The 12,595-nt window shown below is 57.6% G+C and carries 7 protein-coding genes; 4 read left to right on the forward strand and 3 right to left on the reverse strand.

Going from position 1 to position 12,595, the window contains the following annotated elements; translation table 11 throughout:
• Window positions 1-446 precede the first annotated feature (446 nt).
• The 3 genes from JOD69_RS14410 (at window position 447) to JOD69_RS14420 (ending at window position 4,129) form a co-directional block, all read left to right on the forward strand.
• Window positions 447-2,432, forward strand: a complete 1,986-nt coding sequence (locus JOD69_RS14410) for a cation:proton antiporter (protein ID WP_205780700.1) — start codon at window positions 447-449, stop codon at window positions 2,430-2,432.
• A 633-nt stretch (window positions 2,433-3,065) separates the two neighbouring features.
• Window positions 3,066-3,434: a translation initiation factor Sui1 gene (locus JOD69_RS14415; protein WP_086134285.1), complete on the forward strand. Its 369-nt coding sequence runs from the start codon at window positions 3,066-3,068 to the stop codon at window positions 3,432-3,434.
• A gap of 392 nt (window positions 3,435-3,826) precedes the next feature.
• Window positions 3,827-4,129, forward strand: coding sequence for a DUF5658 family protein (locus JOD69_RS14420; protein ID WP_086134286.1), 303 nt, complete (start codon window positions 3,827-3,829; stop codon window positions 4,127-4,129).
• Window positions 4,130-4,202: 73 nt separating this feature from the next.
• Here the strand turns inward: JOD69_RS14420 and JOD69_RS14425 are convergent, their stop codons facing one another.
• The 3 genes from JOD69_RS14425 to JOD69_RS14435 all read right to left on the reverse strand — a co-directional run bounded on the left by JOD69_RS14425 (window position 4,203) and on the right by JOD69_RS14435 (window position 11,505).
• A complete protein-coding gene (locus tag JOD69_RS14425; RefSeq protein ID WP_210024004.1) occupies window positions 4,203-7,979 on the reverse strand; it encodes a PAS domain-containing protein in 3,777 nt (1,258 codons plus the stop codon).
• A 994-nt stretch (window positions 7,980-8,973) separates the two neighbouring features.
• A complete protein-coding gene (gene rpoE, locus JOD69_RS14430; protein ID WP_077729405.1) occupies window positions 8,974-9,549 on the reverse strand; it encodes an RNA polymerase sigma factor RpoE in 576 nt (191 codons plus the stop codon).
• A 387-nt stretch (window positions 9,550-9,936) separates the two neighbouring features.
• A complete protein-coding gene (locus tag JOD69_RS14435) occupies window positions 9,937-11,505 on the reverse strand; it encodes a lytic transglycosylase domain-containing protein (protein WP_086134287.1) in 1,569 nt (522 codons plus the stop codon).
• Window positions 11,506-11,883: 378 nt separating this feature from the next.
• Between JOD69_RS14435 and JOD69_RS14440 the strand changes: the two genes are divergently transcribed.
• Window positions 11,884-12,495 carry a hypothetical protein gene (locus tag JOD69_RS14440; protein ID WP_205781060.1) on the forward strand — a complete coding sequence of 204 codons (612 nt, stop codon included), beginning with the start codon at window positions 11,884-11,886 and terminating at the stop codon, window positions 12,493-12,495.
• Window positions 12,496-12,595: the final 100 nt, after the last annotated feature.

Raw genomic sequence — 12,595 nt, forward strand, 5'->3', positions numbered from 1 at the left:
CTCTTGATCTAGCTTGCAATGAGGCGACGGCCGATCGGTCGCCTTCGGCAATCATTAGACCAAATCGGCGGTCGATCCGCTCGCATAAGGTGCTGTTGCGCCCCTGTTTGGGGCGGGAAGGGACTAGTTCGGTAAATGTGTTCGTCTCCCGTGGTCTGCTCGACGGCTCTTGCAGGCACTTTGTCGATTTTTGCGGATCGTCGCACGAGTACCTGTCACTTTTCGGTACACTAACCCAGTCGTGATGTCCTGGCCCCGAGGATGGCATCGCAACCAACCCCGTGCGAGCTCCAAGCAGTAGCCGTTCCGAACGGTTCGGCAGATGGAGCGGGGTATCGCCGCCGCAGGTCGAATTTTTCAGACCGCGTGAAAGTTCCCCTTGCGCGATGACTGGCATGAGGCTAATCCGTTGATCGCCTATATCCCCACATATGCACAGTCTGAGTTTGCTTGAAAATATCGCCGCTACGCTGAGCTTCGCGTTTCTGGGCGGGCTGATCGTTCAACGCATAGGCCTGCCGCCCATCGTGGGTTATTTGTTGGCGGGCGTCGTCATTGGTCCTTTTACGCCAGGGTATTTAGCCGATCCCGAAACCATCAACCAATTGGCCGAATTGGGCATCGTCTTTCTGATGTTCGGCGTGGGCCTTCATTTTTCCTTCGCGGATCTGTGGAAAGTGCGCGACATCGCCGTCGTGGGCACGCTGGGACAAATGCTGACCATGCTGGCTTTGGGGTTCGGGCTCAGCCAGCTCTGGGGCTGGACGCCCATGGCGGGGTTGGTGTTGGGTTTCGTGCTTTCCATCGCCAGCACTATCGTCATGCTGCGCGGTTTCATGGACCGCGGCTGGCTGAATACCCCGGACGGACAGGTCGCGGTCGGCTGGCGGGTCATGGAGGACATCGCCACCGTTCTGATCATCATGATCATGCCTAACCTGGCTGACACCGGAGAATCCATAAATTGGAACACCCTCGGCCTGGCTTTGCTGTCCGCTTTAGGCTTTCTCGTGTTCATGTTGTTCGTGGGCACGCGCTTCATTCCCTGGCTGTTGCTGCGGGTGGCCCATACCCGCTCCCGTGAACTCTTCGTTTTGGCCATCCTGGCGATCTCTTTGGGAATTGCCCTGGGCGCCTCGCAGTTGTTCGGCGTTTCGTTGGCATTGGGCGCTTTCGTCGCGGGCGCGGTGGTCAGCGAATCGCCGCTCAGTCATCGCATCACATCCGATCTGCTGCCGTTCCGGGAGGCCTTTTCCGTCCTGTTCTTCGTATCCGTCGGCATGCTTCTGGATCCGGGCTTTCTGGTGCAGCACCTCGAACCGGTCCTCATTCTCACCGGTCTGGTGGTCATCGGAAAGTTCATCGTCTCGGGGCTTTGGGTCTTGCCGTTCCCTCGACCGGCCCGCACCGCTCTCGTCGTGGCGGCGGGCTCGTGTCAGATCGGCGAATTTTCCTTCATTCTGGATCAGACCGGGCTGCGCCTCGGGTTTCTCGACGAGGGGCAACATTCGACGATTCTGGCGGCTGCATTGCTATCCATCGTCGTCAATCCGCTCATGCTGCACGCAGTCGACCCGCTACAGCGCAGTTTGCGGGCCATCCGGCCACTGTGGCGATGGCTGAATCGGCACGGCTCGACGCAGACGCCGGTGGAGGATTCCGTGGCCGACCATGTGGTGGTGGTCGGCTACGGGCGGGTCGGTTCGCACATCGTCGATATCATGGGCGAACTGGGGATTCCTTATTTGGTGATCGATTCCCGCATCCACCGGATCGAACGGTTGTCGAAAAGGGGCATTCCCACGCTTTTGGGCGATACCGCCAATTCCGACATTCTGACTCACGCCGCGCTGCACCGGGCCCGTCTGCTCGTGGTGACCTTGTCCGAGGAAGCCGCCACCGAACTGACGGTTGCGGCAGCCCGGGACATCGCCCCGGACCTTCCGATCATCGCTCGCGCCGCAACCCGGGCCGGCGTTAAACGGCTTTCCGACTTGGGTGCGCAACTGGTGATCCATCCGGAGCTCGAAGGCAGTTTGCAGGTGATCCGGCACACCTTGTTGCAGCTGGGGTTTCCGTTGCATGAAGTGCGGCATTACGCGGACACGGTTCGGCGCGAGCACTACGATGCGCTGGTCAAGGCACACGGCGAGCACGCGCTGCTGAGAGACTTGCTCGATGCCCACGAGTTGATCGACATTTCCTGGCGAAAAATACCCGCGGAAAGCCCAATGGTAGGGCAGACACTGGGCGAAGCTGCGTTCCGGGCGCGCACCGGCGCAAACGTGGTGGCCATCAAACGCAAGAACGAACTCGTGGTGAACCCGTCCACCCAGACCGTATTTCTTCCGGGGGACCGCATCGGCCTGCTCGGAAATCCTGAGCAGATCGAGGCTGTCGAGCGGTTATTGGCTGCGCATCAGCAAGCTTGAACCGATGTGAGGTAAGCCGGAAAAAGAGGACACCAAAGTTTCAAACTATGCGATGGAAGTGTTGAATGCAAAAGTTACCGAAAGGAACGTATACCAAAGAACCCGCGAACAGGCGGTGAAATTGGTGTTAGGAGAAGGGTTATTGTTGCGAGAGGCCGGCGTGCGGCTTTTTTGACTATCCACAGATTCCGTGGACAACCTTGTGGATAAGTGTGGGGGTAAAACGGACGGGACCTGATCTCACGGGGCTTTAAGTTAGCCTGGCTAGGTTTTTTTCAGGTCCTGGTTTCGCAGCAAGATAAAACGTAAGTAGTTGATTCTGAGGTTTTAATTTATTACGAAATAATGAATTAATAATTTACGGGGAGCAGTGATAAGTCGCCGCTTGCTGAAGTTCCTGCCAAGTCTTGACAGTGGATAAACTTTCAAGCTGGTATCCCGAACGGAACTACATGCATCAGAAAAGCGCCGCCGCAGCCGTTGGCCAAAAACGCCCGGGCGCGGTTGACGAATTCCGCACTTTGCCGGAAAGTTGTTCTCTGGGTCGCGGCGGGTAAGGGAAATGCCTATTGGTCGCTAGTCGGAAATGAGTTGCCCTAGCGTCCGAGCATTCGGTCATAATCGAATAACACTATGAGTTCACGAAAACACCCGGCAAACGGCGGTCTCGTATATTCCACCGAATTTGGACGGATGTGCCCGGCCTGTCGCAAACCCGTCGCCGAATGCCGTTGCAAGAAAGACCCGCCGGCGCCGAAATCGGACGGCATCGTGCGGGTGCGCCTGGAAACCAAGGGACGCAAAGGCAAGGGCGTGACGGTAATCACGGGGGTTCCGCTGGACGCCACGGGTCTTGAAAACTTGGGCAAACAGCTCAAGCAGCGCTGCGGTTCCGGCGGGACCGTCAAGGACGGCGTCATCGAGATTCAGGGAGACCATCGCGAACGGGTCGTAGAAGACCTGTCCAAACAGGGCTGGGCCGTCAAGCGGTCGGGTGGCTGAATCAATCACCGTCTCGGTCGATGAATATCCGCCAATGCACCAATTTAATGCTATTAGCATTCGATGATATTCTTCTGCTATGCTCTACTTCTAAGCCCTATTTCTCACATTTCGCCGCAGCCAGGGCATCGTACGGACCGCGCGGCAGGAGAACAGAGAAATGCGGGCTAATATTGTCGGGAGGCAGACCCGCGATTCTTGATGCGTTTTCCGCCATCAATTCATCCGGCCTTATGGAACGCGACTTGCATTAATCGGGACAGAAAGGGTCGAAGGCATAACGCCTGTCATTTTTCCATACTGGAAGAGACGATATTTCGCCGTTGGATGATCTTTTAGTGCGTGGCAATGCCGAGGACCGGCATTCCGTGTCGAAACTTTGGAGCCGTTGTATGTACGCCATATTGATAATCCTGTTCGCACTCTTGCAAGTCGCAGATGGAATAGTGACTTACTTCGGGCTGAGCTTTTCCGGTTTGGAAGAAGCGAATCCTGTTCTCAATTTTTCCGCCGAACTGGTGGGGCTCGGATATTCGATCGTCCTGATCAAGGCCGCGGGCCTAGCGTTCATCGCGTTTTTATTCAGCGACCGGCATAAGGCGAGAAGCCGCTGGATCAAGGCGACCCTGACCTCGTCCGTTGCCTTTTACAGCTGGGTCGTGACGAACAATGTGATGTTGGTTATCGAGGCGTAGTACTGACGGCAGCCGCTTAACGTCCCCAAGCCGAGAGTCCTTGAGGGACGTCCTGCTCTGCGGCAGCCGGCCATCAAGCGCTCTGTACGTTACACGCCGGCTTCGCTTCCGTCTCCGCTTTGCAGTCGCCGAGCGGCAGCCGCACGATGAATTCGCTGCCCTTGCCGGGGCCTTCGCTTTTTACCTCCACCCGCCCTCCGTGCAATTCCGCGATCTTCTGTACGATGGTCAATCCGAGACCCAACCCGCCCTGAGCGCGATCCAGCGTCCGTTCCGATTGGGTGAACACGTCGAAAAGATGCGGCAGCAGCGCGCTGGGGATACCTTCGCCGTTGTCGCGCACCGAAATCGCGACCTCGTTACCCGTATGATCCACGCCGAGCCAGATCCGTCCCCCCGCGGGGGTATATTTGTTGGCATTATCCAGCAAGTTCGAAACCATTTGCGTCAAGCGCACCGGATCGGCCTCGAACCATAAGGGATATTTCGGCAGGGTCGCGGTAAGCAGATGGCGGCGGGCATCGAGCTGCGGTTTAGTGGCCTCCATGGTTTGATGAAGAAGGGCGGTGAGATTCACCGGCGTTTTCTGAAGCTTCAATTTGCCCTGAACGATCCGCGAGACATCCAGAAGGTCGTCCACCAGCCGGGTCAGGTGATCCACTTGCCGGTTGATGACTTCCTGCGCCCATTGCATCCTCGGGTTCGGCGGGGCGAACTTGCGTATTAAATGAGCCGCGTTGCGGATCGGGGCGAGCGGATTTCTCAGCTCATGGCCCAGCATGGCGATGAATTCGTTCTTGCGAAGATCGGCCTCTTTGAGAGCGGTCTCGGTCTGGGCTCGTTCGATAATATCCGCGGTTTGACGCGCCAACAGGTCGAGCAGGCGCAATGCCCGCTCGTCCGGCCAGTGGGGTGTTCCGTAGTGGGTCGAAAGCACGCCGAACAATCGGCCGCCGCGGCTCAGCAGTGGGGTGCAGTGGACCGCGCGCACCCCCGCGTTCAGGATCGCCTGAAGCTCCCGCGCGTCGTTAAAGATAAGACTTCGGGTAACGTCCTCCACGATCACGCGCTTTACCCATTCCATCGTAGCGCCCCAGGGCCCCGGCCCCACATGGGCACTATGCCAGAAATCGACGTAAGCCGGCCCGAAGCCTCGCTGAGCAACGATCCGGAGAGAGCCGGACGGCGTGTCGACCAGTTGAATGTGGCCGCGATCTGCGCCTGCGATGGCCATAGCCGTTTCCACGATCTGATCGAGTACAACCGGCAGCCCGTCCTCCCGTACGAAGAGCGCACCGACCGCTTGCAGTCTCGTCATAGCCTCCAAATCGGCCGCCAAGCGGTCGTTCGCTGCCGCCAATGCCTGCTGGGCCAGTTTACGCTCGGTGATATCGTGGCTCACCGTCGCGAATCCCACCGGTTCGCCGTTCGTATCCCGGATATAGAACACGTTGCAAACCATCCAAAGCGTAGCGCCGGTTTTAAAATGGCGAAAGCGGATCTCCACCTCGGCACGGCCTTCACGCAGCACGCGCGGGAAGAATTCTTCATAAACGAATTCTTGGTCTTCCGGAAAGACGAACTCCTTCACCGGCGTTCGGCACGCCTGCTCCAGGCTATCCAGTCCAACCAGGCGCCGACCGGCCTCGTTGACGTAGAACGGCTGGAAGTCTAGGTCGCACATGCCGATAAATTCCGTGCTCTGATCGGCGAAGGAAACAAATTTCTGGCGTTCGATCTCGATTTGCTTGCGTTCGGTGATGTCCAGGAAAGTGGCCGTGGCGCCCTGCACGCGGCCGGTGTTGTCATATAGCGGTGCGGCCGCGCTCAGGACGAACCGGCGTGTGCCGTCGGCGCGGACTATTTCCAGTTCCACGTCCTCCACGACTTCGCCCGTCTTCAAGACTCGGCACATGGGGAGATCCTGAGCGGGAACCTCCCGTCCGTTGTTGAAGAAACGGTAAAGAGCGGCGCCGTTCGTGTCCGGCACGGCCGATAAATTTTCGCCTTCCGGTACGCCCAGCAATTGATGCGCCTGAACGTTGCCCGTGATCAGCCGGCACTCCGGGTCATGGGCGACGCAGATGGCGACTCGCGCCGTCTGCATGATGGCCCGCATCTGGACGTTGGCTGCGAGTGCTCGGGCTTCACTGGCTCGCAGAGCTTCCTCGGTCCGTACCAAATCGTCGATATCCGTGAGCGAACCGGTCCAGCGGACGATTTTCCCATCGGCATCGCGATCCGGCAGGGCGCGGGCGATAAACCACCTGTACGAGCCGTCGGCCGACCTCAGACGATACTGGCTCTCGAACGACGTGCCGGTTCGTGCCGCTTTGTTCCACCGGGCCAAAACCTTCGCGATATCGTCGGGATGCAGCGCCGATAGCCAACCTTGCCCCGCGCTCTGTTCCGGGGACAGTCCGGTATAAGAGCACCATTGCTCGCTTACGAAGGTATTGTTGCCTTCCGCGTCGCTTTCCAACGTAAGGCTCGGGACGGCCTGCACGATCGTGCGGAAACGCGCTTCGCTTGCCCGCAGAGAACGCCGGTCGAGAACCCGCTGCATGGCTATCGCCACCTGGTCGGTGACCGATTTCATCAGACTCAGTTCTTCGGCGGTAAATACTGGGCGGGTCTTGGTGCCGAATGACAGGATTCCGATGACGCGTCCCTGTACCAGCAGAGGATGGCAGGCGTAGGCTTGAATACCGTAGCTTCGGACACGGGCAGCACATAGTCCGCCGTGATGACGAACGTTTTCGGCGGCAACATATTCACCGTCGCCTGCGAAGCAGCCGCAGGCGATCACGTTGCAATCGAGCCACTCGAGATCGCGAATCTCCTCGGCCGACAAGCCGGCGGAAGCATTCAGGCGGAATCGTCCTTTGGCGTCGTCGAGCAGAAAATTGAAAAAGCATTCGCAGCCGAGTTGGCGCATTACGGCGAGGCAAAGATCCTCGATAATCGTATGCGGCTCATCGGTAGCCAACAGCCTCGCCGACGTTTCGGCTAGCAGCTTGAACCGCCGTTCGCTCGCTGCCAGCGTCTGTTCGGCCTGTTTACGCTCGGTAATGTCTATGTTGCTTCCGGCCATATGGACCGGACGGCCTTCGGCATCGTAGCGGATTGTGGCTCGCAGTTCGATCCAGCGGACGGTGAAGTCATTTTGGCGGATGATGCGGAATTCGCTGCTGAAATCCGGCGCTTGCCGCGCGAACGCCGTCTCGATACCCGACTTCAAGGTATCCCGATCGCCCGGATGTACCAAATTCAGCCAGGCATCGGTGGAGTGTTCGAACGCTTCGGGCGCGATACCGTAAATCTGGTACCACTGCGGCGACATACGGTGACGAGCGTCTTGGCTTAGATCGGCCTCAAAGCTCGCTACCTGGACGATCTTTTGCGACAGCTGGAGGAGCTGATCGCGTTCGTATAGCGCAGCCTCGAGCGGCTGCCGCTCGGCCAAGGCTCGATTGAGCAGCGACTGGCGCTCCAATGCGGCCCTGAACGCGCGCCGTTCGGCTTTGCGCAGGCGCGAAATCCCAAAGCTCAGTACTGTGCCTACTCCAAAAAGTAGTCCCAATCGCAGGGCTTCGGCGGGGTTCAGGATGTCGATAGAATCGGTCAGAATGACCAGGAGCGGAACGCTTGCCCCCATGCTCAGCGCGGTAGCCGCGAACCCCGCGCTCATTCCGCCATGCCATGCCCCGAACATTATTGCGACCAAGAACAGGGACAACGGTGGCGGTGGATCGAGAATGGCTCCTAGCGCAAGAATTATGGCGCTGACACAGGCCGTCGCTCCGATCGCAACCGAATATCCGTTTCCCAGCAATCGCTTTACGTTCACTCCGTTGTTCCCTCATATGACGTCAGGTCACGGGTTCACAAATGGTTAGTGTACTGCGGGTTGCGGGAAGGGGTGAAGGTTTTGTCGAGAGGCGGCTAACCGAACGAACGGACGCCCCTCGGACAGTCGGAATATCAAGAGCGGTTAGCTACGGGGAGCGGTGCGGGGCAGGGCATCAGGAAAAGGAGAATTATAAGAATTTTGCCGAAAGTCCCATTGCGGCTGAGACTTACCGCACGAGATGAGATAACTGGACCAGACCGCCTCCTCCTCTTGACCGACTCTCGGCTGGCCTTTGGCCGATGTCTTTTTCTTTAGTATTTTTCTGGTCCAGTTATCTTGGAGCATCCTGTTCCTGCGAGATCCGCATTCCTTTCGCTATGTCCTAAATCCTATCGAATCGTCCATGGTTCGGCCTCGAATCGTTCAACCCGTACTCCTATCCTTAGCCAGGCTTAGGGGTAGGCTGTTACATTCGAGTGACGCGTATTTAAGCGTGTTGCGCCTGACCAAGACATCCGCAAGTCTACGTATGGACACCGGTGTACCGAAAAAGCCGTCGGTTTGGAATTGCCTGGGCCGTTCATGCGTCCATAGGCACTTTTGCGTATTTCCGAAAGAGCTCGGACGCTGTTCAATGACAACTACTCTGCAATCACCAAGGGCGCTTTCCCCCGAGGCGCCCGTGGCAGTCGTCGAGTGGAATCAGGGATGATTCGATCAGTGTCAGGACAAGCGAAAGGAACCGGGATGTCGCATGGAAAAGGATGTTCCGAGAGTAATGATGGCTGGGCGCTGGTGTCGAGTCACCCGGAAATGCGGAATTTGTCGCCGAAACAGCGGATGTTTAGGTCCAGTCGTCAAGACTCTCCTTCGAACCTCACGCTTCGGTTATTCTGTTTTATCGCATCTCGATCCCGGCCGATAGAACATCCTTTTAATCCAGCCAGGACGGAGGAGGGATCGCGTCGTCCTTGGCGCGTCGTCCGATGCCTCAATGTAAAAATTCGATTTGCTTGTCGAGGAATTCCCGCGCCCGGAAGATGCGCGAGCGGACCGTTCCGACCGGGCATTGCATGACCTGGGCAATTTCGTCGTAGCTCAGCCCGTCGAATTCCCGCAACTGGATAGCAGTCCGCAACTCCCCCGGAAGTTTGTCGAGCGCCTGCTGAATGGTTAGCGCAAGTTCCTCGGTCAATACCAAGCCTTCCGGAGTTTCCTGGTCTTTCAGGCGAACGGCGGATTCGAACTGCTCGGCCTCTTCGACATCGAGCTCGTCTTCCGACGGGCGGCGCAGCCGCATCGCCAGGTGATTCTTGGCGGTGTTGATGGCGATTCGATAGAGCCAGGTATAGAACGCGCTGTCACCGCGGAATCTCGGGAGTGCAAGGTAGGCCTTGATAAAGGCTTCCTGCGCGACATCCCACGATTCGTGAGGGTCCTTGATATAACGGCCTATCAGTTGCAAGAGCTTGGCCTGGTACTTGCGCACCAGACGATCGAAAGCACTCCGGTCTCCCTGTTGGACTCGATGTACCAATTCCTGATCGTCGATATAAACAGTAGCCATGAAGATCCTCCTTGGAAAGATTCTGTCGGATCCCATAACGGCTTCAGTGTTCGAGCTCATCAAGACCGTCCTGTCCAAAAAACCCTTCCGCTCAGCAGTTATACCGATTTTTACCGTTATCTTCCTGTTATCATTCGGCCATGGATATAGCCGCACAACAAAAAGCTTATATCGTTAAAAGGCAAATAGTGCCGCTACAGCAGCGAGTTACACCAGCCGTTAGGTGTTCCGACGTTAAATAAGAATTGGTTTATGGTCTTATTAAACACTCGGCATTTGTTGTAAAAAAGTCGTAAAACTTCGCACGAATATCTACGGATCAAATCTCTTCGCCTTTAACCGTTTTCCCGGTTCGTTGCCTGAAAAGACCTCGAAGCCCTTCAAATGTCAGCTGGATTTCATCGGAATGCGCAGTCGTTGACCTGGCCGAAGCACCGTCCCTTGCGTGATCGCGTTCATCGTCAGCAATTTGCGAAGTCCAACGCCGTATTTTGCCGCGATCAGACGCGGAGATTCGCCACGGCGAACCACATGTACCCGGTGCCCTTGTTTCGACAGCTTTGCGGACTTGGCTTTCTGCGCGACGGCTTTTCCGCGCCCGGAGCCCTTTACGATATCCTCTGCCGGGACCGGTGCCGGCGTCGTGAGCAAACGCGATGACATCATCACCGGCTCCTCTCCGACATCGATCAGCGAGGCAGTGACGATGCGTCTGTTGGACTGAGCGTCATCGCCGGCCACCAGCACGGGTTGTTCATAGGCCGAAATGCCCGGGGTGCGCTCCAAGGTCCCTTGAGGAAGCCAAACGTCGATGCCCGCGGGGAGCAGGGTGCGCCCCTTGATCGCGGATGTTGTCCAAGCGGGGTTGAGCTCGGCAAGCGTGTCGCGTTCCAGGCCGTGGAGTCTCGCCAGATGAGTGACCGGAAGGGAGCCGGTTAGACGGACGAGATCGTGCTTGAGAGGCGGTTGGAAGAATACGCCCGCCGGGAAATAATTCGGCAGATTCTGGATGATCGACCGCACGGCAAGGAATTCGGCATAAAAATTCCGTGACGCGAAACCGAAGGTCGAACCTTGGTAATAGCGGACGATCCGAGCGACGTTCGGTCCGAATTCGTCTCTGGCGCGCGCCATTCCGCCTATGCCGTGGTTGTACGAGGTGATCGCCAGTCCCCAGTCGCCGAGTACTTCATAGGCGTGGGCCAGGTACCGTGCGGCGCCGCGCGCGGCAAACACCGGATCATAACGCTCGTCGACCGCCCGGCTCAGGTGAAGGCAGCGGCGAGCTGTCGCGCGCATGAATTGCCACATCCCGGCGGCTCCCGCCGAGGAATGCGCGTGATTGACGAAAGACGATTCGACATGGGGAAGCAAGGCGAGGTCTTCGGGCAATTCGGCCTCGCGGAATATCCTGCGGAACAGGCGATCGTAGCGGCCGCTGGCTTCGAGTCCCTTTAGAAAGCGTTCCCGCAGCCCGCGTTGACCGCGTACCCGCTGACTTGCTCCGTACACGGCGTTTTCGCCGGCGTGGCTGACCAGGAGATCGAACAGTCGTTGCTGCGTGTCGGTCAAGCTGGCACCGAACCGCACCCGATCTTCCAAGTCCCGAAGTTCATTTTCGAGGGCATGGAGGTGCCATTCTACGGACGCTTTATGCTCATGCGTCAGACCCTCGCCATCGACATCCGGCAGCTTGATCACGTCGTAGACCACGCCCAAATGAACGCTGTCGTGGAGTGCAAACTGATTCAGATGCCACACCCCGAAAACCTGGCGCCAGAATTGCACCGCATCCTGCAATCCTACCGGCTCGACAAACGGGGGGCTGCCTTGTTCCTGCACCGCATCCGGATAATGACGGGGTAGAGGAACGGTATTCTCGGCAGTGGATTCGGCAAACACCATCACCAAGATGCCGAGCGTCATCCAAGAGCGAAACGAGGTTTTCGGTTTCATAACGATCCATCTCCATCCGTGAGAAACAGTCGTGCGGGCACGACGGAAAGGTAAAGTCGATGCCTTCTTTTTCGGGTTTCTGGGAAACTGGGGAAGCCCCCCGAAATACCCCGATGTAAGTATCTCTCCGTAGTCAGCTGGGGGCAAGTGATATCCGCAAGCGATTCAAACGGTGCTTTCGGGATCAAGCGTGACGAGGCTATCATCCCGAAATATTCGGCGGAGTGCTTCTACTAGAACCCGGATGGAGGACATGCGTTGACGCCCGATGACTCAGCGAAGCCGGACAGAGGATCCGAATGGTTCGTTCCCCGATTCGGCTCTCCTAAATTTCGGAGAGCGATCGGCCTTCTTTTTCTGCCCTATACGGCGATGGTCATGTCCTTTACCGTGATCGGGTCCGTGCTGGCACCCGATCTCCATTGGGACCGGGTGATCGCCATCGCCTTCATTTACTTCTTGGGTCTCGGAATCGGCGCCCATGCCCTGGATGCGCTGGGCAGCAAGGCGAAAAAGCCATGGGGCGACGTGTTCGGCAAACGGCAGCTGTGGCTCATGGCGGGATGCTCGCTAGCGGCGGCCTATCTGGTTGCAGCCTACTTCATGGTGCGTTTCGTGCCGAATCTGATCTTCATCGCGCTTGTCGAGGGATTCTTCGTCTTTGCCTATAACCTGGAATGGTTCGACGGACGCTACCATACCGACGGATGGTTCGCGTTTTCATGGGGATTTCTGCCGGTTTTGGCGGGATACGTGATGCAAACGAACACTCTCTCCGTCGCCGTGATCGCGGTCGCCTTGTCCATGGCTCTGTTCAGCCTGGTAGAGATCAAGGCATCGCGGCCCTACAAGGCGCTCAAGCAATGCGGCGGCGACCTCGGCGATGCCGATCGGGCCTTGATGATCCGGTACGAGGCGATTTTGAAAAGCATCAGCCTAGGAGTCATTGCGCTGGGCATGGGACTGCTGTTGTTTCGCCTGTTCGATTAGGGCGGTCCTTCTCTGCCGATACCGGGCCGAATATCCCATCGTGCCTGGTCCAAGTTGTGATATGGTCTCCCGAGCGGTTTTCGCCATGTGAGAAGGACTG

The sequence above is a fragment of the Methylocaldum sp. RMAD-M genome (assembly GCF_017832375.1).
Taxonomy (GTDB): domain Bacteria; phylum Pseudomonadota; class Gammaproteobacteria; order Methylococcales; family Methylococcaceae; genus Methylocaldum.

Bases quoted from the DNA above. Each gene is read 5' to 3' on its own strand.
- JOD69_RS14420 (WP_086134286.1), top strand. From the start codon at position 3,827: ATGTACGCCATATTGATAATCCTGTTCGCACTCTTGCAAGTCGCAGAT.
- JOD69_RS14440 (WP_205781060.1), top strand. From the start codon at position 11,884: ATGTCCTTTACCGTGATCGGGTCCGTGCTGGCACCCGATCTCCATTGG.
- rpoE (WP_077729405.1), bottom strand. From the start codon at position 9,549: ATGGCTACTGTTTATATCGACGATCAGGAATTGGTACATCGAGTCCAA.
- JOD69_RS14435 (WP_086134287.1), bottom strand. From the start codon at position 11,505: ATGAAACCGAAAACCTCGTTTCGCTCTTGGATGACGCTCGGCATCTTG.
- JOD69_RS14415 (WP_086134285.1), top strand. From the start codon at position 3,066: ATGAGTTCACGAAAACACCCGGCAAACGGCGGTCTCGTATATTCCACC.